Raw genomic sequence first — 25,187 nt, forward strand, 5'->3', positions numbered from 1 at the left:
TTAGGCCCGCCTTGCTGGTCTATCCGCCGCGGATAGGGGCAAGATTGGGAGCGCAAGTGCGCGGTCGACCCAGGAGGAGACAGCCCGTGTCTACGGTGAACAGCTTCGGTGCCAAGAGCACCCTGACGGTCGGCAGCACCGACTACGAGATCTTCCGCATCGACGCGGTCGAGGGCTTCGAGAAGCTGCCCTTCAGCCTCAAGGTGCTGCTCGAGAACCTGCTTCGCACCGAGGACGGCGCGAACATCACCAAGGAGCAGATCAGCGCGCTCGGCTCCTGGGAGCCCACGGCTGAGCCGAACACCGAGATCCAGTTCACGCCCGCGCGCGTGGTCATGCAGGACTTCACCGGTGTGCCCTGCATCGTCGACCTCGCGACGATGCGCGAGGCGGTCACGGCTCTGGGCGGCGACCCCGACAAGATCAACCCGCTCTCGCCCGCCGAGATGGTCATCGACCACTCGGTGATCGCCGACCTGTTCGGCTCGGAGAACGCGCTCGAGCGCAACGTCGAGATCGAGTACGAGCGCAACGGCGAGCGCTACCAGTTCCTGCGCTGGGGCCAGACCGCGTTCAAGGACTTCAAGGTCGTGCCCCCGGGCACGGGCATCGTGCACCAGGTCAACATCGAGCACCTGGCCAAGGTCATCTACGACCGCGAGGTCGACGGCGTGCTGCGTGCGTACCCCGACACGTGTGTCGGCACCGACTCGCACACGACCATGGTCAACGGCCTCGGCGTGCTGGGCTGGGGCGTCGGTGGCATCGAGGCCGAGGCCGCGATGCTGGGCCAGCCGGTGTCGATGCTGATCCCGCGCGTGGTGGGCTTCAAGCTCACGGGCGAGATCCCCGCCGGCGTCACGGCGACCGACGTCGTGCTCACGATCACCGACATGCTCCGCCAGCACGGCGTCGTCGGCAAGTTCGTCGAGTTCTACGGCGAGGGCGTCGCGTCGGTGCCGCTGGCCAACCGCGCCACGATCGGCAACATGAGCCCGGAGTTCGGCTCGACCGCCGCCATGTTCCCGATCGACGACGTCACGCTCGAGTACCTCCGCCTCACGGGCCGCGACGAGAAGACCGTCGCACTGGTCGAGGCGTACGCCAAGGAGCAGCACCTCTGGCACGACCCGGCCCGCGAGCTGGTGTTCAGCGAGTACATGGAGCTCGACCTGTCGACCGTCGTGCCCTCGATCGCGGGCCCGAAGCGCCCGCAGGACCGCATCCTGCTGTCCGAGGCCAAGTCGCAGTTCGAGAAGGACATCCTCAACTACACCGGCCCCAACGAGGGCACGGTCGAGGTCGAGGGCACCTTCCCCGCTTCGGACCCCGGCGTCACGCCGGGTGTCGAGCACGAGCACGTGCAGGAGGACGGCGCTTCGCACCAGCACGAGCACGTCGAGTCGACGATCGTCTCGAGCGGTGCTCCCCACGTGGCGTCGAAGCCCGTCAAGGTGACCACGCCCGAGGGCGACACGTACATGCTGGACAACGGCGCCGTGACGCTCGCCGCCATCACGTCGTGCACCAACACCTCCAACCCGTCGGTCATGATCGCCGCCGGTCTGCTCGCCCGCAAGGCCGCGCAGAAGGGCCTCAAGCGCAAGCCGTGGGTCAAGACGACGCTCGGCCCCGGCTCGAAGGTCGTCACCGACTACTACGAGAAGTCGGGTCTCGACAAGGACCTCGAGGCGCTCGGCTTCTACACGGTCGGCTACGGCTGCACCATCTGCATCGGCAACTCGGGCCCCCTCATCGAGGAGGTCTCCGAGGCCATCAACGAGAACGACCTCGCGGTCACCGCGGTGCTCTCGGGCAACCGCAACTTCGAGGGTCGCATCAGCCCCGACGTGAAGATGAACTACCTCGCGTCGCCGCCGCTCGTGGTCGCCTACTCGCTCGCCGGCTCGATGAACTTCGACTTCGAGACCGATGCGCTCGGCAAGGACTCCGAGGGCAACGACGTGTTCCTCAAGGACATCTGGCCCGAGCCGGCCGAGGTGCAGGAGATCATCGACTCCGCGATCTCGCGCGAGCAGTTCATCAAGCAGTACGCCACCGTCTTCGACGGCGACGAGCGCTGGAAGAACCTGCCCACGCCCACGGGCCCGGTGTTCGAGTGGGACGAGCAGTCGACGTACGTGCGCAAGGCGCCCTACTTCGACGGCATGACCATGGAGCTGAGCCCGGTCGAGGACATCACGGGCGCCCGTGTGCTCGCCACGCTCGGCGACTCGGTCACGACCGACCACATCAGCCCCGCGGGCAACATCAAGGCGGGCACCCCGGCCGCCCAGTACCTGACGGAGCACGGCGTCGCCCAGCGCGACTTCAACTCGTACGGCTCGCGTCGCGGCAACCACGAGGTCATGATCCGCGGCACGTTCGCGAACATCCGCCTGAAGAACGCGCTCGTCAAGGCCGTCAACGGCGGTCAGCAGGTCGAGGGCGGCTTCACGCGCGACTTCACGCAGCCTGAGGGCCCGCAGTCGTACATCTACGACGCGTCGCAGCACTACCAGGAGCAGGGCACGCCGCTGGTCATCTTCGGCGGCAAGGAGTACGGCTCCGGTTCGTCGCGTGACTGGGCGGCCAAGGGAACGCGACTGCTCGGCGTCAAGGCGGTCATCACCGAGAGCTTCGAGCGCATCCACCGCTCCAACCTCATCGGCATGGGTGTCGTGCCGCTGCAGTTCCCGGCGGGCGAGAGCTGGGAGTCGCTCGGCCTCGACGGCACCGAGATCATCTCGATCCAGGGCCTCGAGCAGCTGAACGAGGGCGTCACGCCCAAGACCGTGCACGTCGTGGCCGAGCCCAGCGAGCACTCGCCCGAGGGCAAGCAGACGATCGAGTTCGACGCGGTCGTGCGCATCGACACCCCCGGCGAGGCGGACTACTACCGCAACGGCGGCATCCTGCAGTACGTGCTGCGCAGCCTCGTCTGACTCACCCGATCGAACGGCCCTCGGCATCCGCCGGGGGCCGTTCGTCGTTGGTCGGAATCCCAGACGATCGGCGTAGGCTCGAACTCATGAGTCTTCTCGACCGGATCGGCGGTCCCCGCGACCTCGACGGCCTCTCTGAGGCGCAGCTGAAGGACCTCGCGGCGGAGATCCGGGAGTTCCTGGTCGAGAACGTCGCCCGCACCGGCGGACACCTCGGCCCGAACCTCGGCGTCGTGGAGCTCACGATCGCGCTGCATCGGGTGTTCGACTCGCCGAACGACCCCATCATCTTCGACACGGGCCACCAGTCGTACGTCCACAAGCTGCTGACGGGGAGGCAGGACTTCTCGGGCCTGCGCGCGCGCGGCGGCCTCGCGGGCTACCCGCAGCGTTCGGAGAGCGAGCACGACGTGGTGGAGTCGTCTCACGCATCGAGTTCGCTGAGCTGGGCCGACGGCATCTCCCGCGCGTTCGGCCGCACCGGCCGCAGCGACCGCCACGTCGTCGCCGTGGTCGGCGACGGCGCCCTCACAGGCGGCATGACGTGGGAGGCGCTGAACAACATCAGCGACGACAACGACCGCAACCTGGTCATCGTCGTGAACGACAACGGCCGCTCCTACGCGCCGACCATCGGCGGCATGGCCCGCCACCTGAACCGCGTGCGCACAGCGGAGGCGTACCGGGATCTGCATGACCGGTCGTCGCGGATCGCGGGCCGCTTCGGGGCGGTGGGGCGCGCGCTGTACCGGGGCGTGCGCGGCGGCACCCACGGCTTCCTGTCGCGCTTCACGAACAACTCGTCTCTCTACTCGAACCTCGACGTGAAGTATCTCGGTCCCGTCGACGGGCACGACCTTCCGGCGCTCATCGAGACGCTCCAGCTGGCGAAGTCCTACGGTGCCCCGGTGATCGTCCACGCGATCACCGAGAAGGGGCGCGGTTACCAGCCGGCGCTGGACGACGAGGCCGATCAGTTCCACGCGGTGGGGCGCATCGATCCCGCGACCGGCGGCGCGATCGGCTCATCCGCCCAGGGGTGGACCGATGTGTTCGCCGATGAGCTGGTCCGAGTGGGGGAGCAGCGACCCGACGTCATCGCGATGACCGCAGCGATGCTGCGCCCCACGGGGCTCGCACCGTTCGCCGAGCGCTTCCCGGATCGGGTGTACGACGTCGGCATCGCGGAGCAGCACGCGGTCGCGTCCGCGGCAGGTCTCGCCTATGGGGGCCTTCATCCGGTGGTGGCGCTGTACTCGACGTTCGTGAACCGCGCGTTCGATCAGGTGCTGATGGACGTCGCCCTGCACCGGGCGGGTGTCACCTTCGTGCTGGACCGCTCCGGCATCACGGGCCCGGATGGACCGAGCCATCATGGCATGTGGGATCTCGCGCTGCTGCACATCGTGCCGCGCATCCGGATCGCCGCGCCGCGCGATGAGACGCGCCTCCGCGAGGAGCTGCAGGAGGCGGTCGCCGTGCGCGATGCGCCGACCGTCGTGCGCTTCCCGAAGGGCGCGGTCGGTGAGGATCTCCCGGCGCTCGAGCGCCTGGCAGATGGCGTCGACGTGCTCTCGCGCGGTGACGCCGAGGACGTGCTCATCGTGGGCATCGGTCCGTTCGCGCGGCTCGCGCTCGATGTGGCGGAGCGGCTGCGCGCTCAGGGCATCGGCGCGACCGTCGTGGACCCGCGCTGGGTCGTGCCCGTTCCGGGATCGATCGTCGAGCTCGCGGGCCGGCACCGCCTGGTCATCACGCTGGAGGACGGCATCCGCGTCGGCGGCATCGGCACGCGCGTGCGGCAGGTGCTGCGCGAAGCCGGGGTCGACACGGCCGTGGACGAGCTCGGTGTGCCCGATGACTTCCTCGATCACGCGTCGCGCGAGCAGATCCTGGAAGACGCCGGCCTCACGCCGGCGAGGATCGCGCAGGATGTCGTGGCCCAGGTGCTCGGCACCCGTGTCCCGGTGGCGCGGCGCGATGAGCGCCGTGGGCTTCCGGCCGTCACCGGGCAGACGGGTGCCGTGCGCACGCCTCGACGCTGATCGCGGCGGCCCTGCAGACGACGAAGCCGGGACCCGCGAGGGTCCCGGCTTCGTCGCACCCGCGGATCAGCGGTTCGCGGCTCCGCGCAGCGGCGGGTTGTGGAACAGCGCGCCCGCAGCCCGCTCCGAGGCGCCCGAACGATCGAGATAGGCGGATGCCCCGCCGTCGATGAACGGGAAGCCCGCGCCGAGAATGAGGCACAGATCGATGTCCTCGACCTCGGCGACCACGCCCTCCTCGAGCATGAGCTTGATCTCGCTGGCGAAGCCGTCCTCCACGCGACGCAGGATCTGCTCCTCGGTCGCCGGGGTGCTGCCGGTCTGGAGGACCTTCAGCGCCTGCTTCGTGAAACCGGTGACCTTGCCGTTCTTGTCCTTCTCGACGACCTGGCCCACTTCGGCGAGGCGATGGAGGTTCTCCGACGTGAAGAAGCGGTCCGGGAAGTGACGCACCATCGTGTCCTGCACGTGGGCGGCGACCTTCCAGCCGACGAGGTCGATCAGCTCGAACGGCCCCATCGGGAGGCCGAGCGGCTCGAAAGCCTTCGAGATGGTCGGGATCGGTGTGCCTTCGTCGACCGCGCGCGCGCCCTCGCCCATGACCTTGGCGAGCAGACGGTTGACGACGAAGCCCGGGGCATCGGCGGTCAGGACGGCGTTCTTCTTGAGGTTCTTGGCCACGGCGAACGCCGTGGCCAGTGCCTCGTCGCTGGCCTGCGGGGTCTTCACGACCTCGATCAGCGGCATCACCGCGACGGGGTTGAAGAAGTGGAAGCCGACCAATCGCTCGGGGTGCTCGAGCACCGAGCCGATCTCCTCGACGGACAGCGACGAGGTGTTCGTGGCCAGGATCGCATCCGGGGCGATGATCTTCTCGATCTCGCTGAAGACCTGCTGCTTGACGCCGGTCTCCTCGAACACGGCCTCGATCACGAAGTCGCAGTCGGCGTACTCGCTCTTGTCGACCGTGCCGTGCACGAGCGCGCGCAGGCGGTTGGCGGTGTCGGAGTCGACGCGGCCCTTCTGCTCCAGTTTGGCGATCTCATCCCGGATGTACGACAGGCCCTTGTCGACTCGCGCCTGGTCGATGTCGGTGATCAGCACCGGCACCTGCAGACGGCGCACGAACAGCAGGGCGAACTGGCTGGCCATGAGGCCGGCACCGATCACGCCCACCTTGCTCACCTTGCGGGCGAGGCCCTTGTCGGGGGCCCCGACCGGACGCTTGGCGCGCTTCTGCACGAGGTCGAACGCGTACATCGACGCGACGAACTGGTCGCCCGAGATCAGCTCGGTCAGCGCCTCGTCCTCGCGCGCGAACCCCTCCTGAACCGACCCCGACTTCGCCTTGTCGAGGAGGTCGAGGGCGAGGTACGGGGCGCGCGGAACCGTGCCGATGCGGCTCTCGAGCATGTTGCGAGCGACCTTGATGGCGATGGGCCACTTGGTGAGGCGCTCGATCTTGCCCGGCGCGTTCCTGCGGTCCACCTTGAGGTCGCCCGCCAGCACGCGGTCGGCCCACGAGAGCGAGTCCTCCAGGAAGCTCGTGGGGCTGAAGATGGCGTCGAAGATGCCCAGCTCGAACGCCTGCTGGGGCTTGAGGGTGCGGTTCTGTTTGAGCGGGTTGGAGATCACGACCTCGAGCGCGTTCTCGATGCCGATCAGGTTGGGCAGCAGCGTGGTCCCGCCCCATCCGGGCACGAGACCGAGGAAGACCTCGGGCAGGGCGATCGCGGCAGCCGACGAGTCGACCGTGCGGTAGGTGGAGTTCAGTGCGATCTCGAGCGCGCCGCCGAGCGCGAGGCCGTTGACGAAGGAGAACGACGGAACGCCGAGATCCGAGAGCTTGCCGAGCACGTGGTGGCCCAGCTGCGCGATAAGTCTCGCGACATCCTTCGAGGGCAGGGCTCCCACGCCCGACAGATCGGCTCCTGCGGCGAAGATGTACGGCTTGCCGGTCACGGCGACCGCGTCGATCTCGCCCGCCGCGGCCCGCTGCTTCAGGGCATCGAGCGTATCGCCGAGTTCGGCGAGGGTGCCGGGGCCGAGCGTGTTGGGGCGCGTGTGATCCCTGCCGTTGTGCAGCGTGATCAGGGCGATCGTACGTCCGCTCGGAAGGCGCACATCGCTCACGAGCGAGTGCGTGACGACCTCGTCGCCGAACAGCGTCAGGAGGGGCGAGAAGTCGATGGTGGTGTAGTCGGTCACGGAAGCGCTCATCTTCTCTCGGGTGCTCACTTCTTCTTCTTGCCGGTGTAGTGGGGGTTCTCCCAGATCACGGTGCCGCCCTGACCCAGGCCGACGCACATGGCGGTGACGCCGTAGCGCACCTCCGGGTGCTCCGCGAACTGCGCCGCGAGCTGGATCATCAGGCGCACGCCCGACGCCGCGAGCGGGTGGCCGACGGCGATCGCGCCGCCCCAAGGGTTCACCCGCGGGTCGTCGTCGGCGATGCCGAAGTGGTCGAGGAACGACAGCACCTGGATCGCGAAGGCCTCGTTGAGCTCGAACAGCCCGATGTCGTCGATCGTCAGCCCGGCCTTGGCGAGAGCCTTCTCGGTCGAAGGGATGGGCCCGATGCCCATGATCTCGGGCTCGACCCCTGCGAACGCGAACGAGACGAGCTTCATCTTCGGCGTGAGGCCGAACTCCTTGACCGCCGCCCCGCTGGCGAGCAGGCTCACGGTGGCACCGTCCGTCAGAGGCGAGGACGTGCCGGCGGTGACGCGACCGTGGGGACGGAACGGCGTCTTGAGGCCCGCGAGCCCTTCCATGGTCGTCTCGGGGCGGCGGCCCTCATCCTCGGTCGCGAGGCCCCACTGGCCGTCCGACCCCGCGACGGCGACCGGCACGAGGTCGGGCTGGATCTTGCCGGCCTCGTACGCCGCCTGCGCCTTGCGCTGGCTCAGCATGCCGTAGCGGTCTGCGCGCTCCTTCGTGAGCTGCGGGAAGCGGTCGTGGATGCGCTCGGCCGTCACGCCCATGTTGAGGGCACCCGGGTCAACGAGCCTCTCGGCGACGAAGCGAGGGTTCGGATCGGCGTTGGCGCCGATGGGGTGCTTGCCCATGTGCTCGACGCCACCGGCCAGCGCGAGATCGTACATCCCGACCCCGATGGAGGCGGCCATCGTCGTCACGCTGGTCATCGCGCCCGCGCACATGCGCTCCACCGCGAGCCCGGGCACCGTCATCGGCAGGCCCGCCAGGATGGCGGTGGTGCGGCCCAGGGTGAGACCCTGGTCGCCGGTCTGCGACGTCGCGGCGATGGCCACGTCGTCGATGCGCTCCTTCGGAACGTCCGGATTGCGGTCCATCAGACCCTTCATGGCCTTCACGACCAGGTCATCCGCACGGGTGTTCCAGTACATGCCCTTTTCGCCGGCGCGCCCGAACGGCGTGCGCATCCCATCGACGAAATAGACATCAGCCAGCTCGGCCACTCTGCCTCCAGTTGGGTCGGGCGGGCCATACGGGGGACGGCCGCCCGGTCGTATCGGGTCTGCCGGCGTCGCCGGCCGATCGGTATCGGTGGCACCAGCCTAGGGAGGGGCGAGGACACCCGAGAACCCGTTGGGTCGATCCGCTAAGCCGATTCGGACGCCTCGTCGCTCGGTTGGCCGGCGCGCACAAACGCGTCGGCGATGATCTGCGCGGTCTGCTCGATCTGCCACTCGCGGGCTCCGAGGCGGCGCAGCGCGTCGGCCACGGCGGCTGTGTCCGCCGGCGCCGGCGGATCCCACGCGATGCGTCGCAGCGTGTCGGGGGTCAGGAGATTCTCGGTCGGCATGCCGAGCCGTTCCGCCTGTTCCTCCACGGCAGGCCGCGCCTGCTTCAGGCGGGCGTCCGCGTCCGGGTTGCGGTCGGCCCACGCGCGGGGCGGGGGCAGGGTGTCGCTGGGCACGCGCTCGACCGGGAGGTCGCCGCTCTCACGGCCCGCCACGATCGCGTTCCACCAGCGATCGAGCTGCGTGCGACTCGCCCGGCCGTTGAAGGACTTGAGTGCGGCCAGCTCCCCCTTGGTGGCCGGCGCCGCGATGACCGCCGCCACCAGGGCTCGGTCGGGCACGAGGCGCCCCGGGGAGACATCCTGCTGCTGCGCGTACTCCTCGCGTGCCAGCCAGAGCTGTCGCGCGACCGCGAGATTGCGGCGTCCCCTCACCGTGTGCAGGCCGCTCAGACGGCGCCACGGCTCCGCGCGCGGCGGCTTCGGCTCGCGCAGGCGGGTCGCCTCGAACTCCTGTTCGGCGAACGCGGTCTTGCCTGACTCGGCGAGCGCGTCGACGAGCGCGTCACGCACGTCGACGAGGTGCTCCACGTCGAGCGCCGCGTACTCCAGCCACGCCTGCGGCAGCGGACGCGTCGACCAGTCGGCCGCCGAGTGCTCCTTCTTCAGCGTGATGCCCAGCGTCGCCTCGACGACGGCCGCGAGGCCCACGCGCTCCCACCCGAGCAGCCGGGCGGCCAGCTCCGTGTCGAAGATGCGCGGCGGCATGAGGTCGAGCTCACGCAGCGAGGGCAGATCCTGGCTCGCCGCGTGCAGCACCCACTCGTCGTCGGCCAGCGTGGCCTGCAGCGCCGTCAGGTCTCCGAGCGCCGGCGGGTCGAACAGGAACACGCCGGCACCGCGGCGGAACACCTGCACCAGGTACGCGCGCTGGGAGTAGCGGAAGCCGGACGCACGCTCCACGTCGACCGCGAAGGGCCCGGAGCCCGCGGCGAGTGCGGCGCACGCCGCGGCCAGCGCTTCGGGGGAGTCGACGACGTCGTAGTGGGGGGCCTCAGCCATGGGGGTTGTTCCTCCGCTCTCCGAGGACGGCGATCCCCTCGGATCCGGGCGGGAGCCCCGCCAGCATGCACACGAGCTCGGCCCACGCGTCCAGGTGGGCGTCGAAGGGGCCCTCGGGGGTCCATGATGCACGCAGCTCGATCTGGGCGCCGTCGCCCTCGTCCGCCAGCGAGCCGAAGCCCTTGGACAGGATCTTGGTGGCCGTCCCGGACGCCGAGTGGTACGCGGCGGCGCGCGAGTCGAGGGCGTCCACGAGCCACGACCACGTGACCTCGGCGAGCAGGGGATCGGTTCCGATCTCGGGCTCGAGAGGCGCCTGCGCGAACGCGACGATCCGCCAGGCACCGCCCCACGGCTCCGGCTCCGTCGGGTCGTGCAGCAGGATGAAGCGTCCCGTGCCGTAGGGCGAATCGCCCTCCGGCGTCGGCCGCACGTCGCCCGCCAGCGCGAGGCTGAAGGGGGCGACTCCCTGGGGGGAGGGGATCTCGTGCACCACGAGATCGCCCCGGAAGCTCACGGCACGCAGCTGCTCCTCCGCGGCGGCGAACGCGGCGGCCGCGCCTGAACCTGCTGTCACGGTGTCAGATTAGAGTGGTGGGGTCATGAAGCACCTCAGGCGCGCCGCTTCCCCTGCTGCCTCATCGGCGCTCGTATCGGCGGTCGGTATCGGCGTGCTGCTCACGAGCGTGGTGACCGCGCTGAGCCTGCGCATCGCCCGCGTGGCCCGCCGGGTGGTGACGCCCGCCCCGCGGACCGCCGACGTCGAGATCCTCGGGATCGACCGGGCCGCTCAGACCATCACGCTGTCGCGCACGCCGGACAGCGAGCTGCCGGGGCGGTACGGCGTCTTCACCAACGGCGCGGGGTACGTGAAGCTCGGCGCGGTTCTGGGCCAGGACGACCGCAGCGTGACCCGCAAGCTCCTCAGTCACATCGACGCCGGCACGCGTGTGGGACCGCACGCGTCGTTCAGCGGCTGGTACTTCGACGAGCCTGGCCAGCTGCACCTGCCGTACCGCGAGGTCGCCATCGAGACGCCGGTGGGCTCCGCGCCCGCCTGGCTGTATGCGGCTGGTCGTGGCGATGTGTGGGCCGTGCTGGTGCACGGTCGTGGCACGACCCGAGCCGAGACCCTGCGCGCCGTGCCGCCCCTGCACGCCTCCGGCGTCTCGGCGCTCGTGGTGTCGTACCGCAACGACGGCGAGGCTCCCCGCAGCCGCAGCGGTCTGTACGGACTCGGCGCGACCGAGTGGCGGGATGTCGACGCGGCCGTGACCTGGGCGCTCGGCCAGGGCGCGCGGCGCGTGCTGCTCATGGGCTGGTCCATGGGTGGCGCCATCGTGCTGCAGACGGCGGTCAATTCGGCGCACCGCGGCGCGATCGCGGGTCTCATCCTGGAATCTCCGGTCGTCGACTGGCGCATCGTGCTCGACTTTCAGGCGCGTGAGCTGGGTGTCCCCGCGTTCGCGGCGCGCGCTGCCATGGGCACGCTCGAGTCGCCCCTGACGGCCCGCGCGGCACGGGCGGGCCGGGGCATCCCGTTCGACGATCTCGACATGGTGTCCCGTGCGGGCGAGCTGGACACTCCGATCCTGCTGGTGCACAGCGACGACGACGGATTCGTGCCGTCCGACTCGTCGCATGCCCTCGCCGCGGCCCGACCCGACCTGGTGACGATGGAGACCTTCACCGTCGCCCGTCACACCAAGCTGTGGAACTACGACGAGAACCGCTGGACGAACGCCATCCGGCAGTGGCTCGAGGCCCGGGGCCTCGAGGGCTGATCCGGCGCGTCAGGCGGCGTCGAGCCGCGCCTGCACCTGCCGCTTGGCACGCATCAGCATGCCGGTCATGCCCGCGATGCGCAGGGGCGAGACCGCGCGGGTGAGCCCGAGCGATTGCGGGTAGTCCGCCGGGATCGCCAGCACCTGCTCGGCCGTCAACCCCGTGATGCCCTGGGCCAGGATGCTCGCGAAGCCACGCGTGGTGGGAGCCTCCGCCGGGGCCGCCGCGTGCATCGCCACGGGGCTCTGAGCGGTCGGGGAGTCCCCACCCACCTCGACCACGATGAACACCGGCGACTGACACTCAGCCACGCGCTCGGTGCGCTCCGGATGATCCGCGTACTCGGACGGCATCGCCGGCAGCTCGCGCGAGAACTCGAGCAGCAGCTGCAGGCGTTCGGGCTCGTCGAGCTCCAGGAAGTCCTTGCGGATCTCGGCGAGTGCGGCGGGAAGCGTCTCGGCGGTCATCCCGTCATTCTCCCACCGCGAGGCGGCGACGGCCCGGCCGGCGGCCGGTCAGCGCGTCGGCGCCTCGCCGGGCTCAGCGCCCGTGACGATGGGCACGCGCACGGCGGAGCCCCATTCGGTCCAGGATCCGTCGTAGTTGCGCACATTGGGCAGCCCGAGCAGGTGCTTGAGCACGAACCAGGTGTGGCTCGACCGCTCGCCGATGCGGCAGTACGCCACGATCTCGTCGTCGTCGGCGAGCCCGACCTCGTCGCGGTAGATGGCTTCGAGCTCGGCGCGCGGCTTGAACCCGCCGTGCTCGCCGACCGCGCGTGCCCAGGGCACGTTGTGCGCCGTGGGGATGTGCCCCGCGCGCAGGGCGCCCTCTTCGGGGTACGCGGGCGCGGAGGTGCGCTCCCCGGTGAACTCCTCGGGCGATCGCACATCGATGAGCGGCTTGCCGAGGTGCACCAGCACGTCCTCCTTGAATGCCCGCAGCGACCGGTCATCGCGTTCGACGACGGGGTACTCGGTCACGGGGCGCTGGGGCCGTTCGGTCGTGACCGGACGCCCCTCCGCGATCCAGCGGTCGCGCCCGCCGTCGATGAGCCGCACGTCCTCGTGGCCGAAGAGCGAGAAGACCCACAGCGCGTACGCGGCCCACCAGTTGCTCTTGTCGCCGTAGATGACGACGGTGTCGTCGCGCGAGATGCCCTTGGCGCTCATCAGGGCGGCGAACCCCGCCCCGTCGACATAGTCGCGCACCACCGGGTCGTTCAGCTCGGTGTGCCAGTCCACCTTCACCGCACCCGGGATGTGGCCCGTCTCGTAGAGCAGCACGTCCTCATCCGACTCCACGATCACGAGACCCGGCGCATCGAGATGACGCTCGACCCACTCGGTCGACACCAGCCGTCCGGGGTCGGCGTAGTCGGCGAAGGCGGGGGACGGGTCGAATTCCACGCTCACGTGTGCTCCTTCATGTCGGCGTCCGGCACATCCGCGCCCGGGCGCCGGATCAGCAGGGGTGGGGACGCGGCTTAGGCTGGGTGCATCCCTCTGTCGAGCGTAGGCGCCCCTCGCGCACACGCGCACCAGGGCGTCTCCTCATCCGTAACCGACGGACATCCACTCGATCGGAGATCCAGGTCATGACCTCCACCGCGACGGGCATCGTGCACCTCATCGACCGGCAGCCGCAGCTGTCCGGCGAGGAGATGCTGGCCAGCCTCGTGCCGCCGCCGCAGTTCGACGACGCGACCTTCGACTCGTATCGCGCCGATCCCGAGTACCCGTCGCAGCAGGGCGCGAAGGAGCAGCTGACCACGTTCGCCGTGGGTGCGCCGCAGGCCAAGCGCGGTGGATTCTTCTCACGGCGACCCAAGGCGCCGGAGATGAAGCCGGGCGTCTACCTCGACGGCGGGTTCGGCGTGGGGAAGACGCACCTGCTCGCCGCGATCTACCACGCGGTCCCGGCCCGTCGGAAGTACTTCGGATCGTTCATCGAGTACACCGCGCTGGTCGGCGCGCTCGGGTACAAGCAGACGGTCGACCTGCTGCGCGGCTCGGCCCTGCTGTGCATCGACGAGTTCGAACTCGATGACCCGGGCGACACCATGGTCATGACCCGGCTGCTGGGGGAGCTCGTCGCGAGCGGCACCCGTCTCGCCGCCACCAGCAACACCCCTCCAAACGCTCTGGGCGAGGGGCGTTTCGCGGCGCAGGACTTCCTGCGCGAGATCCACGCGATGGCGGACAGCTTCGAGACCATCCGGATCGACGGCGTCGACTTCCGCCAGCGCTCGTTCGACGGGCATGCCCCCGTGCTCGACGCGGCGGCGTACGAGCAGGCGCTGGCAGGCTTCGGCACCGCCAGCGACGACCCGTTCGACGCGCTGATCGCGCACCTGGCCCGCGTGCACCCCTCGCGATACATCCGGCTCATCGACGGCGTCGACGCCATCGGCCTGCGTGACGTGCGCCGCCTGACCGATCAGTCGGAGGCCCTGCGCTTCGTCGCGTTCGTCGACCGCGTCTACGACGCCGAGCTGCCCATCCGCGCCACGGGAGCGCCGCTCGACGAGGTGTTCGGCGAGGAGATGCTGGCCGGCGGGTACCGGAAGAAGTACCTCCGCGCGATCTCGCGCCTCGTGGCCTCCACGCACGCCTGAGCGGGGGCCGTCCTCGGCGAAATCGGATGTTTACACGCGCGCGGTGCGCGTAACCGAGCCGAAACATGCTCCGAACCGTCTGTGAAACGCGGGCCGGGAAGACTGCGGGAACCCGACGCTTCGAACTGCGTCCCTGCAGAGAGGTTTCCGCTCGCCATGGATCAAGGCAACACCGCATTCATGCTCATCGCAGCAGCACTCGTGCTGTTCATGACGCCCGGCCTCGCATTCTTCTACGGAGGCCTCGTCAAGGCGAAGAGCGTCATCAGCATGATGATGCTCAGCTTCGGCGCGCTCGGCCTGATCGGCGTGCTGTGGGTCATCTACGGCTACGCGATCGCGTTCCCGGGAGCTGACGGCCTCGTCGCGCCGTGGTCGATCGACGCATCCGCCCTCGGGCTCACGAGCCTGCTCGAGACGCCCGAGGACGCTGCGTTCCCGCCCCTGGCCTTCGCGTGCTTCCAGGCCACGTTCGCCATCCTCACCGTCGCCCTCGTCTCCGGCGCCATCGCCGACCGCGCCAAGTTCGGCGCGTGGATGGTGTTCGCCGGCCTCTGGGCCACCATCGTCTACTTCCCGGTCGCCAGCTGGGTGTTCAACTTCGGTCTCGCCGATGACGGCAGCTTCGCCTACGGCGGCTGGATCACCTACGGCCTCCAGGAGGCGTTCGGCGTCGGCGCGATCGACTTCGCCGGCGGCACCGCCGTCCACATCAACGCGGGCGCCGCGGCGCTCGCCCTCGCGCTCGTGCTCGGCAAGCGCGTCGGCTTCCAGAAGGGCGTGCACGTTCCCCACAACCCGCCGTTCGTGCTGCTCGGCGCCGCCATCCTGTGGTTCGGCTGGTTCGGCTTCAACGCCGGTTCGGAGCTCGCGGCCGACGGCGTCGCCGCCCTCGCGTTCATTAACACGATCGGCGCTCCCGCTGCGGCGATGCTCGGCTGGCTCATCGTGGAGAAGGTCAAGGACGGGAAGGCGACCTCCGTCGGTGCTGCCTCGGGTGCGGTGGCCGGTCTCGTGGCCATCACTCCTGCGTGCGCCTCGCTGCACCCCATCTGGGCTCTGCTGCTCGGCCTGCTCGCCGGCGTCGCCTGCGCCTTCGCGATCGAGCTGAAGTGGAAGCTGGGCTTCGACGACTCGCTGGACGTGGTGGGCATCCACCTGGTCGGCGGCCTGATCGGAACGCTGTACCTCGGCTTCTTCGCCAACGGCACCGGCCTGTTCATGGGCGGCGGTCTCGCGCAGCTCGCCGTGCAGGCGATCGCCGCGGTCGCGGTGCTCGTGTACTCGTTCGTGCTCGCGCTCGTGATCGGCTTCGCGATCGAGAAGACCATGGGCTTCCGCGTCAAGAACGAGGACGAGGTGGCCGGCATCGACACGGTCGTCCACGGAGAGGTCGGCTACTCGCTCGCCGACTGATCGAGCTCCAGACAAGGGCGCTCCGGCCACATGCCGGGGCGCCCTTGCCGTCTCCCGGCGACGAGAGCGCAGCCGGATAGGCTGGCGCGCATGGCACGCAGCGGGATCCTCGGTTCGATCGCGAGGCTCGCCCTCGGGGCGCTGGAGGCGGCCACGCGCCGCTCGGAGGGCGGAGGCGGACGTGACCGCACGAAGACGCCCGCACGGTCGCCGCAGGGCGGGCGGGCGTCCGCCGACTCGCGCGTCGTGAGCGGCTCCCAGGAGCTTGCGCCGCGGGGCGTGCAGACCATCGAAGTGCGGCCCGAGCGCGCCGCCGATGTACGGCTGGCGTATGCGCCGCAGGATGACGGCGAGCCGGATGCCGGGGAGATCGTCTGGACGTGGGTCCCGTACGCGGAGAACGACGGGCGCGGGAAGGACCGCCCGGTGCTGATCATCGCCCGTCAGAGCGCGCAGCGGGTCTATGCGGTCAAGCTGACCAGCAAGTCGAAGGACGGCGATCGAGAGTTCCTCCCGATCGGGTCGGGCGCATGGGACTCCGCCGGGCGCGAATCGTGGGTCGACCTCGATCAGCTGTACAGCGTGCACGTCGACGGCATGCGCCGCGAGGCCGCTGCGCTCGACCTCGACCGCTTCGCACGCGTGGCCGCGGCGCTGCAGCGCCGGTACGGCTGGAGCGCGGGGGAGTAGCGGTCGCTCGGCGGGGCTTCGCGCCACGCCCGCCGTACGGGTCGGTTCGGCGCCCGCGTCGGGATCGGGTAGTATCGGTTCTCGGCCCGCGAGGCCGGAAACATCACACGGGCGATTGGCGCAGTTGGTAGCGCGCTTCCTTCACACGGAAGAGGTCATCAGTTCGAGTCTGGTATCGCCCACAGGAGAAAGCCCCCGGTTCGCCGGGGGCTTTCGTCGTCGAGGGTCAGTTCTCCCGGGGGTCCTTCGTCGGGTCGCCCGGTCGCACGGGAGCGTCGTCGGCGATGTCGATGCGCGTGACGCCGTCGTGATCCGAGACCACGATGCGAGGCTTGGCGTCGTCCTCGGTCGCGTCCGGGGCCGCAGTGAGCTGGTCGTGTCGCTTCTCTTCGGCGGTCATGTCGTCTTCGGTGCCCATGGGCGTCACGCTAGGCGGCGGAGCTGACCGGCGCCACTGGCTTGACAGGGATGGCGTGACGGCGAGAAGTCGCGCGGTCGGGGTCGCCGGGACACGCCCGGAGACGGGGAGTGGTTTGGTTCCACCGCCGTCGTCGGCTAATGTGTAACAAGTGCCCGGCGCGATCGGGTGCGATGCGGATGTAGCGCAGTTGGTAGCGCATCACCTTGCCAAGGTGAGGGTCGCGAGTTCGAGTCTCGTCATCCGCTCGAGTGCAGGGGCCTTCGGGCTCCGGCATGCGGGTTTCGATCCCCCGCGGTGGCGTGGCCGAGAGGCGAGGCACCGGCCTGCAAAGCCGTTTACACGGGTTCGAATCCCGTCGCCACCTCGTCATAATTGAACACAGCTCATATGAGCGCGATTGGCGCAGCGGTAGCGCGCTTCCCTGACACGGAAGAGGTCACTGGTTCGATCCCAGTATCGCGCACGAGCAGGATCCCTCGATCCGGCTCATGCGGATGTAGCGCAGTTGGTAGCGCATCACCTTGCCAAGGTGAGGGTCGCGAGTTCGAGTCTCGTCATCCGCTCTGAAAAGGAAAGCCCCGGCCACGGCCGGGGCTTCGTCGTGTCGGCGGGTGGTTGACTGTGGGTATGAGCGACGACACCCCCGCGCAGGCGGCGGCCTTCAGCGATGGCCTCTTCGATCTCGTCCGTGCCGGCCGGACCGGCGCGGTGCTCGATCAGGTCGACAGCGGTGTGCCCGTCGACCTCGCCGACGCCCAGGGCAGCACCCTGCTGACCCTCGCCGCGTACTACGGCCATGCCGACCTCGTCGCGGGGCTGGCCGAGCGCGGAGCGGACGTCGATCGGGTGAGCGGGCGCGGGCAGACTCCGCTCGCCGGCGCTGTCTTCAAGCAGCATGATGAGGTCATCCGGGTGCTGCTGGCCGCGGGCGCCGATCGAGACGCGGGCGCGCCGTCTGCGCGCGAGACCGCCGAGATGTTCGGACGCGCGCTTCCCGCAGACTGAGGGATGCCCGCGGCGGGGCGGCGCGCGGCGGGGAACTAGACTGACCTGGTGACCACCGGATTCGATCTGTACCCCGAGAAGAACGTCGTCGCGATGCGCGTCGACGGTGTGCTGAAAGACCTCGCCGCCGAGGTCTCGGAGACGCAGACGACGGAACCGGTCACGATCGACAGCGCCGACGGCCTGGACATCCTGCGGCATTCGACCGCGCACGTGCTCGCTCAGGCGGTGCAGAAGCTGCGCCCGGAGGCGAAGCTCGGCATCGGTCCCTTCATCACCGACGGCTTCTACTACGACTTCGGCGTCGACGAGCCCTTCACGCCCGACGACCTCAAGGCGATCAAGAAGGAGATGCAGCGGATCGTCAAGGACGCGCAGCGCTTCCAGCGCCGCGTGGTCGGTGACGACGAGGCGCGCGCCGAACTGGCGGATGAGCCGTTCAAGCTCGAGCTGATCGGCTTGAAGGGCGGCAAGGAGGCCGCCGAGGGCGCGAGCGTCGAGGTCGGCGCCGGCGAGCTGACGATCTACGACAATGTCGACGCGCGCACCGGCGAGACGGTCTGGAAGGACCTGTGCCGCGGCCCGCACGTGCCGTCGACCCGCCTGCTCGGCAACGGCTGGGACATCCTGCGCGTCGCCGGCGCCTACTGGCGCGGCAGCGAGAAGAACCCGCAGCTGCAGCGCATCTACGGCACGGCGTGGCCCTCGAAGGAGGAGCTGCGCGCCTACCAGGAGCGCCTCGCCGAGGCGGCGAAGCGCGATCACCGCAAGCTCGGCCGCGAGCTCGACCTGTTCTCCTTCCCGGACGAGATCGGGTCCGGCCTGTCGGTGTGGCATCCCAAGGGAGGCATCGTGCGCGGCGAGATGGAGCAGCACGCCCGCCGACGCCACATCGCCGAGGGCTACAGCTACGTCTACACGCCCCACATCACGAAGAAGGACCTCTTCGTCACCTCGAACCATCTGGTCACGTACGCCGACGGCATCTGGCCGCCCATCCGGATGGACGAGGAGCGCGACGAGCACGGCAACGTCACGAAGCAGGGCGTCGACTACTACCTGAAGCCGATGAACTGCCCGATGCACATCCTCATCTACAAGGAGCGCGGGCGCAGCTACCGCGACCTGCCGCTGCGCCTCGCGGAGAACGGCACGGTCTACCGCAACGAGCTGTCGGGTGCCCTGCACGGCCTCACGCGCGTGCGCGGGTTCACGCAGGACGACGCGCACCTGTTCGTCACGCCCGAGCAGCTGGAGGTCGAGACGACCAAGGTGCTCGAGTTCGTGCTGTCGCTGCTGCAGGACTTCGGCCTGACCGACTTCCGCCTCGAGCTGTCGATGCGCGACGACGAGAAGTCGAAGTGGATCGGCGACGAGGAGGTCTGGGCGACGGCGACCGACGCGCTGCGCCGGGTGGCGCTCGCGACGGGTCTGGAGCTCGTCGAGGAGCCCGGCGAGGCCGCGTTCTACGGTCCCAAGATCGACCTCAAGGTCACCGACGCGATCGGTCGCTCGTGGCAGCTGTCGACCGTGCAGCTCGACTTCAACCTGCCCGAGCGGTTCGATCTCGAGTTCACCGACCGCGATGGCAGCAAGAAGCGCCCGATCATGATCCACCGCGCGCTGTTCGGCTCGATCGAGCGCTTCTTCGCCATCCTGCTCGAGCACTACGCGGGCGATTTCCCGCTGTGGCTCGCGCCCGTGCAGGTCATGGGCGTGCCGGTCGCCGACGAGTTCGCCGACTACCTCGACGAGATCGTGGGGCGGATGCGCGCCGCGGGTGTGCGCGCCGAGGTGGACCACTCGGACGACCGCATGCAGAAGAAGATCCGCACCCACACGACGTCCAAGGTGCCCCTGATCCTCATCGCCGGCGAGCAGGATCGCGCGGCCGGCACGGTCTCGTTCCGCTTCCGCGACGGCTCGCAGCGCAACGGCGTGCCGGTGGATCAGGCGATCGAGCTCGTGACCGCGGCGATCGCGTCCCTCGCGCTCGTCCAGACGGCGGACGACCTGCAGGTCGCGGAGACCGTCGAGGCGCTGGCGTGACTGACGCGGTGCCCCACGGAGACGCCCCTCACGCGGGACGCTCCCATGAGGTGCCGCTCGAGGACGGTGCGCAGTTCGCGGGCGTGCCCGACGAGTTCCAGCGCCTCTGGACGCCGCACCGCATGGCGTACATCTCGGCGGGGGCCGACGTCAACCGAGGGTCGGGATGCCCGTTCTGCGCGGCGCCGGGCAAGGACGACGAGACCGGGCTGATCGTGCACCGCGGCCGCTCGGCCTTCGTGCTGCTCAATCTGTTCCCCTACAACTCGGGTCATCTGCTGGTCTGCCCGTACCGCCACATCGGCACGTATGACCAGGCGACACCGGACGAGGTCGCGGAGATCGGGGCCCTCACGCAGACCGCCATGCGGGTGCTGCGCGAGGTGTCGCGGTGCGATGGCTTCAACATCGGCATGAACCAGGGGCACGTGGCCGGCGCGGGCGTGGAGGAGCACCTTCACCAGCACATCGTGCCGCGGTGGGCGAGCGACGCGAACTTCTTCCCGATCATCGCGAAGACCAAGGCGCTGCCGCAGCTGCTCGGAGACGTGCGGCGCGCGATCGCCGACAGCTGGCCTGTGTGACGCTCCCGCCGCGCTGTCAGCCGAGGGCCGCGAGCGACGCGGCGACGTCTGATGCCAGGGCCGCAGCCGCGGCGTCGTCGAGGTCGTGCACGGTCAGGCGCAGGTGCCGGGAGGGCGGGGCGTCCTCCCGCAGCTGGAAGTCGTCGCCGGTGCGCGCGAGCCAGCCGCGGCGCATCAGCTGCTCGGCGACCGCGCGAGCGGGGGCGGGCAGCGGCACCCAGACGCTGAGCCCGTCGCCGGCGTGGACGTCGACGCCCTGAGCGCTCAGCCGCTCGGCGAACGCCGCGTTGCGCGCGGCGTAGTGGGCGCCCGCGTGCGCGATCTGCGCGCGCACATCGTCGTCGGACAGCAGCGCGTGCGTCAGCCGCTGCAGCAGGTGGCTGACCCACGTGGTGCCGGGGCTGAGGCGCATGGCGAGGCGCTCGGCGGTGTGGCGATCGGTGGCGGTCACGGCCAGGCTCATATCGGGCCCGACGAACTTCGACACCGACCGCACCAGGGCCCACCGCTGATGCGACGGACCGATGATCGCGGGGAACGGCTGCTGCGACAGCAGTGAGAAGTAGTCGTCCTGGATCACGAGGACGTACGGGTGCTCGTCGAGCACCCGACGCAGCTCGGCGGCACGGCGCGGCGTGACCGAGGCGCCCGTGGGGTTCTGCGCCCGCGGCGTGCACACGATGGCCCGCACGCCCCGTTCGAGGGCCGTGCGCAGCCCGTCGGCGGTCATGCCCTCGTCGTCGACCGGCACCGGGACGGCGCGATATCCGCCGAGGCGGACGGTGTGGATGCTGGCCAGGAAGCAGGGGTCCTCCAGGGCCACGGCGTCGTCACGCGTGAGGGCCTGCGCCAGCAGTCGCTCGACGGCGTCGACCGCCCCGCTCGTGATCGTCAACCGGAAGTCGGCGTTGGGTGCGTGGGGGGCGACCCATCGCCGCGCCCACTCCTCGAGCCCCGCGTCGATCGCGGGCTCGCCATAGAGCACGGGCCGCCCCGCCGCGCCGGCCAGGGCACGGGAGAGGTCGGGGATGAGGGATGGGTCCGGGTTGCCGGCGCCGATGTCGCGCAGCGCACTGCGCGGGGCATAGCCCTCGGACGCGACCGGTGCGTGGCCGGCGATGCGCGTGCCGGCCCTGCCCTGCGACACGACCAGTCCCGACTGGGCGAGCAGGCGGTACGCCGCTACCGCGGTGTTCCGATTGACCCCTGTCCGCTCCGCCAGCGCCCGTACCGACGGCAGGCCATCGCCGGGACCGAGCAGGCCCCTCTCGACGAGGCTGCGCACGCTGTCGGCGAGCTCGGACGCAGTGCGGCCGACGATCGCATCCTGCGAGTCATGGGGCGTCATCACGCGATTCTATGACCTGGACCGTGCTAGCTTTTGGCCTAGATCATAATTCGGCCGTGTCGTCGCGGCGAGAGAGGACCCCCATGAGCGCTACCGCCACCGCCGTCGGCACGTCCACAGGAACGGGGCGCGTCAAGCGCGGCCTGGCCGAGATGCTCAAGGGCGGGGTGATCATGGACGTCGTGACGGCCGAACAGGCACGCATCGCGGAGGACGCCGGCGCTGTCGCGGTGATGGCGCTCGAGCGTGTGCCCGCCGACATCCGCTCGCAGGGCGGTGTCGCCCGGATGAGCGACCCCGACCTCATCGACGAGATCATCGCGGCGGTGTCGATCCCGGTGATGGCCAAAGCCCGCATCGGTCACTTCGTCGAAGCCCAGGTGCTGCAGGAGCTCGGCGTCGACTACATCGACGAGTCGGAGGTGCTGTCGCCCGCCGACTACGTCAACCACATCGACAAGCACGCGTTCACGGTGCCGTTCGTGTGCGGCGCGACGAACCTGGGCGAGGCGCTGCGGCGCATCAACGAGGGCGCGGCGATGATCCGGTCCAAGGGAGAGGCCGGCACCGGCGATGTGTCGGAGGCCACCAAGCACATCCGGAAGATCACGGCCGAGATCAACGCGCTGCGCTCGATGACCAGGGACGAGCTGTACGTGGCAGCCAAGGACCTGCAGGCGCCGTACGAGCTGGTGGCCGAGGTGGCGGAGACGGGCGCACTGCCGGTCGTGCTCTTCACGGCCGGGGGAGTGGCGACGCCCGCCGATGCCGCCATGATGATGCAGCTCGGGGCGGACGGCGTGTTCGTCGGATCGGGGATCTTCAAGTCGGGCGACCCCGCGAAGCGGGCTTCGGCGATCGTCAAGGCGACGACGTTCCACGATGACGCGCGGGTCGTCGCCGAGGTCTCGCGCGGGCTCGGCGAGGCCATGGTCGGCATCAACGTCGCGGACGTGCCCGCCCCCCACCGCCTCGCCGAACGCGGGTGGTGATGCCCCGGCCGCGCATCGGCGTGCTCGCGCTGCAGGGCGATGTGCGGGAGCATGCCCGGGTGCTCGATGACCTGGGGGCGTCCGCGACGCTCGTGCGCCGCTCCGCCGAGCTCGCGGCCGTCGACGGGCTCGTGCTCCCCGGAGGGGAGTCGACTGTGATCGACAAGCTGGCGCGCGCCTTCGATCTGCGGGCCCCGATCCGCGAGGCCATCGCCTCGGGGATGCCGATGTACGGCACCTGCGCGGGTCTCATCCTGCTCGCGGACCGCATCGGCGACGGCATCGAGGGGCAGCAGACCTTCGGCGGTCTGGACGTCACGGTGCGTCGCAACGCCTTCGGCGGGCAGGTCGAGTCGTTCGAGACCGAGCTCGACGTGCCGGCGCTCGGCGCGCCCCCCGTGCACGCGACCTTCATCCGCGCGCCCGTCGTGGAGCACGTGGGCGCGTCGGCTCGTGCGCTGGCCGCGCTCGCTGATGGGCGTGTGGTCGCGGTCGAGCAGGGAAACCTGATGGGCACGGCCTTCCACCCCGAGGTCACCGGAGAGACGCGGTTCCACCGGCGGTTCCTCGCGAAGGTCGCCGCGGCCTCCTGACCCGACGCGCCGCGCGCTACCGCACCTGACGCGTCTCGAACTCCATGCGGGGGTGCGCGTAGTGCTCCTGGGACTCCACCAGCTGCAGCTCGCGCTCGCCCGATGCCAGGGTCTGCTCGAGCAGCCCGAAGACGCTCGACGCCGTGCGCGCCAGTGCCTCAGCCGCCGAACCCGTCTGGCGGTAGTGCGCCGTGAACAGCGCCGCCGTGACATCGCCCGAGCCGTTCGCCTTGAACGGCAGCTGCGGGGTGCTCACGAGCCAGGCGCCCGCGTCGTCCGCAGCGAGCATCTCGAGCGTGCCCTCCGGCCGGTCCGGTCGCTCGACGCTCGTGACGAGCACCGTGCGCGGTCCCATGTCGCGAGCGCGGTCGACCGACTCGAGCGTCGACGCGAGGTCGGTCGGCTCGGTGCCGGTGAGGTATCCGAGCTCGAACTGGTTGGGCGTGATGATGTCGGCCACGGGGACGACCTTGTCGCGCAGCAGCACCGGGATCGCGGGCGCGACGAAGCACCCGGACTTGGCATTGCCCATGACGGGGTCGCACGAGTAGACGGCGCTCGGGTTGGCGGCCTTCAAGCGCGCGACGGCGTCGATGATCACCTCCGCGATGCCCTCGCCCCCCTGGTAGCCCGACAGCACCACGTCGATGTCGGGGAAGGCGCCGCGTTCCTCGACGCCCGTGATCACCTCGCGCACGTCATCCGGCGCGATCAGCGGGCCGCGCCACGCGCCATAGCCGGTGTGGTTCGAGAAGTTGACGGTGTAGACCGGCAGCACCTCGACGCCGATGCGCTGCAGGGGGAACACCGCGGCCGAGTTGCCGACGTGCCCGTACGCCACCGCCGACTGGATCGAGAGGATCTTCATCCCTCGATCCTCCCACCGGCGCGGCCCCCGCCGCGACCGCCTGCCGCACGCGGCCCCCAGGTGATGGAATGGGCACATGGCGGGCGGTGTGCAGGGAAAGAAGCGGCGTGCCGCGATCGGTGCCGTCGCCGTGCTGCTGATCGGCGGTGGCGGCGCGGCGGCCGTGTTCGCGGCGAACGCGTCGCAGCCGTCGCTCGAGGCGACGCCGAGCGCCACGGCCGCGGTGCCGCCCCCGCGCACCGCATCGCCGTCCCCCACGCCGACGGTCGACGGGTTCCCCGAGAACGACCGGCGATACGACCAGGGTGAGCTGCCGGTCGTCGATGTTTTCTCACTGCATCCGGATCTCCCCGTGGACGAGGCCCGATTCGCGCCGACCGAGGGCATCGTGGCCCAGCCGCGTGAGGCGGGGGCGCCAGTGTTCGCCGACCCCCGGGGCGAGCCGGTGGCGTGGCTGCCGCACGCGCAGGCGTACGACGGCACCGTGGTCCCGGTCATCGAGAAGCAGGATCACTGGGTGCGGGTGCTGCTGGTCGGGCGTCAGGCGCTGCCGGGTGAAGGCGATCCGGCGCAGCTGACGGGATGGATGCGGACGGCCGACGTGGCTCTCGCCGACAACCCGCATCGCGTCGAGGTCGACATCTCCGACCGGACAGTGCGCATCGTGACCCGTGATGGAAAGAGCGAGACCGAGCAGTTGGTGGCAGACGACTTCGGATGGGGCGCGTCGGCGACCCCCACGCCGCTCGGCCGCGCGTTCGTGATGTTCGTCGATGTGGTGGAGTCGTTCGCCTACACACGGGGTCACCCGCTCGTGTACCTGTCGGTGCAGTCGCCGACGCTGCCGGGGTTCGGCGGACAGCCGGTCGCCGTCACCGCCTTCCACTATCACGACGCCCGCAGCGGCCCCATCTCGAACGGCTGCATCCGCGTGTCGGCGGAGGCGATCCAGGCACTTCAGCAGCTGCCGCTGGGAACGCCCGTGTTCATCCGGGAGTGACCGCGCGTCGCGCGCGGATGCTGCGCCCGATTCGGCGCGCCGC

The 25,187-nt window shown here is 70.1% G+C and carries 21 protein-coding genes and 5 tRNA genes; 17 read left to right on the plus strand and 9 right to left on the minus strand.

From position 1 onward, the window contains the following. Positions 1 to 86 precede the first annotated feature (86 nt). Both ABTW64_RS00195 and dxs read left to right on the plus strand, forming a co-directional pair. Positions 87 to 2,945 (plus strand): aconitate hydratase, encoded by a 2,859-nt coding sequence (locus ABTW64_RS00195; RefSeq protein WP_350617977.1) that lies wholly within the window; start codon positions 87 to 89, stop codon positions 2,943 to 2,945. Positions 2,946 to 3,031: 86 nt separating this feature from the next. Continuing rightward, positions 3,032 to 4,990: a 1-deoxy-D-xylulose-5-phosphate synthase gene (dxs, locus tag ABTW64_RS00200; protein WP_350617979.1), complete on the plus strand. Its 1,959-nt coding sequence runs from the start codon at positions 3,032 to 3,034 to the stop codon at positions 4,988 to 4,990. A gap of 66 nt (positions 4,991 to 5,056) precedes the next feature. Here dxs and ABTW64_RS00205 read toward each other — a convergent pair whose 3' ends face one another. The 4 genes from ABTW64_RS00205 to ABTW64_RS00220 all read right to left on the minus strand — a co-directional run bounded on the left by ABTW64_RS00205 (position 5,057) and on the right by ABTW64_RS00220 (position 10,353). Beyond that, positions 5,057 to 7,198, minus strand: coding sequence for a 3-hydroxyacyl-CoA dehydrogenase NAD-binding domain-containing protein (locus ABTW64_RS00205; RefSeq protein WP_350618800.1), 2,142 nt, complete (start codon positions 7,196 to 7,198; stop codon positions 5,057 to 5,059). Between the two features lie 26 nt (positions 7,199 to 7,224). Beyond that, the gene (locus ABTW64_RS00210) at positions 7,225 to 8,430 is read right to left on the minus strand and encodes a thiolase family protein (RefSeq protein ID WP_350617981.1); all 1,206 of its coding nucleotides are present in this window, start codon (positions 8,428 to 8,430) and stop codon (positions 7,225 to 7,227) included. A gap of 143 nt (positions 8,431 to 8,573) precedes the next feature. Continuing rightward, the gene (locus ABTW64_RS00215) at positions 8,574 to 9,776 is read right to left on the minus strand and encodes a ribonuclease D (protein WP_350617983.1); all 1,203 of its coding nucleotides are present in this window, start codon (positions 9,774 to 9,776) and stop codon (positions 8,574 to 8,576) included. Next, positions 9,769 to 10,353, minus strand: coding sequence for a DUF3000 domain-containing protein (locus ABTW64_RS00220; RefSeq protein ID WP_350617985.1), 585 nt, complete (start codon positions 10,351 to 10,353; stop codon positions 9,769 to 9,771). The genes ABTW64_RS00215 and ABTW64_RS00220 overlap by 8 nt, the downstream gene beginning before the upstream one ends. Before the next feature lie 25 nt (positions 10,354 to 10,378). Here ABTW64_RS00220 and ABTW64_RS00225 point away from each other — a divergent pair, with 25 nt between their 5' ends. After that, complete coding sequence (locus ABTW64_RS00225; RefSeq protein WP_350617987.1) at positions 10,379 to 11,560, plus strand: alpha/beta hydrolase family protein; 1,182 nt, start codon at positions 10,379 to 10,381, stop codon at positions 11,558 to 11,560. Positions 11,561 to 11,569: 9 nt separating this feature from the next. On the opposite strand, the gene ABTW64_RS00230 is transcribed toward ABTW64_RS00225, so the two are convergent. Together ABTW64_RS00230 and ABTW64_RS00235 are read right to left on the minus strand one after the other, a co-directional pair. After that, on the minus strand, positions 11,570 to 12,028 hold the full coding sequence (locus tag ABTW64_RS00230) for a SufE family protein (RefSeq protein ID WP_350617989.1): 459 nt from the start codon (positions 12,026 to 12,028) through the stop codon (positions 11,570 to 11,572). A gap of 48 nt (positions 12,029 to 12,076) precedes the next feature. Continuing rightward, positions 12,077 to 12,976, minus strand: a complete 900-nt coding sequence (locus tag ABTW64_RS00235; protein ID WP_350617991.1) for a sulfurtransferase — start codon at positions 12,974 to 12,976, stop codon at positions 12,077 to 12,079. Positions 12,977 to 13,158: 182 nt separating this feature from the next. On the opposite strand from ABTW64_RS00235, the gene zapE reads away from it, so the two are divergent. From zapE to ABTW64_RS00255, 4 genes are all read left to right on the plus strand, one after another. Beyond that, a complete protein-coding gene (gene zapE / locus ABTW64_RS00240) occupies positions 13,159 to 14,178 on the plus strand; it encodes a cell division protein ZapE (RefSeq protein WP_350617993.1) in 1,020 nt (339 codons plus the stop codon). Between the two features lie 156 nt (positions 14,179 to 14,334). Beyond that, on the plus strand, positions 14,335 to 15,594 hold the full coding sequence (locus tag ABTW64_RS00245; RefSeq protein ID WP_350617995.1) for an ammonium transporter: 1,260 nt from the start codon (positions 14,335 to 14,337) through the stop codon (positions 15,592 to 15,594). Positions 15,595 to 15,684: 90 nt separating this feature from the next. Continuing rightward, the gene (locus ABTW64_RS00250) at positions 15,685 to 16,284 is read left to right on the plus strand and encodes a type II toxin-antitoxin system PemK/MazF family toxin (RefSeq protein ID WP_350617997.1); all 600 of its coding nucleotides are present in this window, start codon (positions 15,685 to 15,687) and stop codon (positions 16,282 to 16,284) included. A 109-nt stretch (positions 16,285 to 16,393) separates the two neighbouring features. After that, a tRNA-Val gene (locus tag ABTW64_RS00255) sits at positions 16,394 to 16,466 on the plus strand. Positions 16,467 to 16,510: 44 nt separating this feature from the next. Here the strand turns inward: ABTW64_RS00255 and ABTW64_RS00260 are convergent. After that, positions 16,511 to 16,702 carry a multidrug transporter gene (locus ABTW64_RS00260; protein WP_350617999.1) on the minus strand — a complete coding sequence of 64 codons (192 nt, stop codon included), beginning with the start codon at positions 16,700 to 16,702 and terminating at the stop codon, positions 16,511 to 16,513. Between the two features lie 175 nt (positions 16,703 to 16,877). Here ABTW64_RS00260 and ABTW64_RS00265 point away from each other — a divergent pair. The 7 genes from ABTW64_RS00265 to ABTW64_RS00295 all read left to right on the plus strand — a co-directional run bounded on the left by ABTW64_RS00265 (position 16,878) and on the right by ABTW64_RS00295 (position 20,343). Next, a tRNA-Gly gene (locus ABTW64_RS00265) sits at positions 16,878 to 16,950 on the plus strand. A 48-nt stretch (positions 16,951 to 16,998) separates the two neighbouring features. Further along, positions 16,999 to 17,069, plus strand: a tRNA-Cys gene (locus tag ABTW64_RS00270). A gap of 27 nt (positions 17,070 to 17,096) precedes the next feature. Continuing rightward, a tRNA-Val gene (locus ABTW64_RS00275) sits at positions 17,097 to 17,168 on the plus strand. Between the two features lie 27 nt (positions 17,169 to 17,195). Continuing rightward, positions 17,196 to 17,268: transfer RNA gene (locus ABTW64_RS00280), tRNA-Gly, on the plus strand. Between the two features lie 64 nt (positions 17,269 to 17,332). Then, positions 17,333 to 17,710, plus strand: coding sequence for an ankyrin repeat domain-containing protein (locus ABTW64_RS00285; RefSeq protein ID WP_350618001.1), 378 nt, complete (start codon positions 17,333 to 17,335; stop codon positions 17,708 to 17,710). 93 nt (positions 17,711 to 17,803) lie between these two features. Next, positions 17,804 to 19,759 (plus strand): threonine--tRNA ligase, encoded by a 1,956-nt coding sequence (gene thrS, locus ABTW64_RS00290; protein ID WP_350618802.1) that lies wholly within the window; start codon positions 17,804 to 17,806, stop codon positions 19,757 to 19,759. A 50-nt stretch (positions 19,760 to 19,809) separates the two neighbouring features. Then, the gene (locus ABTW64_RS00295) at positions 19,810 to 20,343 is read left to right on the plus strand and encodes an HIT family protein (protein ID WP_350618804.1); all 534 of its coding nucleotides are present in this window, start codon (positions 19,810 to 19,812) and stop codon (positions 20,341 to 20,343) included. Between the two features lie 16 nt (positions 20,344 to 20,359). Here the strand turns inward: ABTW64_RS00295 and ABTW64_RS00300 are convergent, their stop codons facing one another. Next, the gene (locus ABTW64_RS00300; RefSeq protein WP_350618003.1) at positions 20,360 to 21,691 is read right to left on the minus strand and encodes an aminotransferase class I/II-fold pyridoxal phosphate-dependent enzyme; all 1,332 of its coding nucleotides are present in this window, start codon (positions 21,689 to 21,691) and stop codon (positions 20,360 to 20,362) included. Positions 21,692 to 21,774: 83 nt separating this feature from the next. Between ABTW64_RS00300 and pdxS the strand changes: the two genes are divergently transcribed. Next, a complete protein-coding gene (gene pdxS, locus ABTW64_RS00305; RefSeq protein ID WP_350618005.1) occupies positions 21,775 to 22,683 on the plus strand; it encodes a pyridoxal 5'-phosphate synthase lyase subunit PdxS in 909 nt (302 codons plus the stop codon). Further along, positions 22,683 to 23,276, plus strand: coding sequence for a pyridoxal 5'-phosphate synthase glutaminase subunit PdxT (pdxT, locus tag ABTW64_RS00310; RefSeq protein ID WP_350618007.1), 594 nt, complete (start codon positions 22,683 to 22,685; stop codon positions 23,274 to 23,276). The genes pdxS and pdxT overlap by 1 nt, the downstream gene beginning before the upstream one ends. 16 nt (positions 23,277 to 23,292) lie before the next feature. On the opposite strand, the gene pdxY is transcribed toward pdxT, so the two are convergent. Continuing rightward, positions 23,293 to 24,144, minus strand: a complete 852-nt coding sequence (gene pdxY, locus ABTW64_RS00315) for a pyridoxal kinase PdxY (protein ID WP_350618009.1) — start codon at positions 24,142 to 24,144, stop codon at positions 23,293 to 23,295. A 76-nt stretch (positions 24,145 to 24,220) separates the two neighbouring features. Between pdxY and ABTW64_RS00320 the strand changes: the two genes are divergently transcribed. Further along, the gene (locus tag ABTW64_RS00320; protein WP_350618011.1) at positions 24,221 to 25,144 is read left to right on the plus strand and encodes a L,D-transpeptidase; all 924 of its coding nucleotides are present in this window, start codon (positions 24,221 to 24,223) and stop codon (positions 25,142 to 25,144) included. The last annotated feature ends 43 nt before the right edge of the window (positions 25,145 to 25,187 follow it).

The organism is Microbacterium sp. NPDC096154 (assembly GCF_040302945.1).
Lineage (GTDB): Bacteria > Actinomycetota > Actinomycetes > Actinomycetales > Microbacteriaceae > Microbacterium.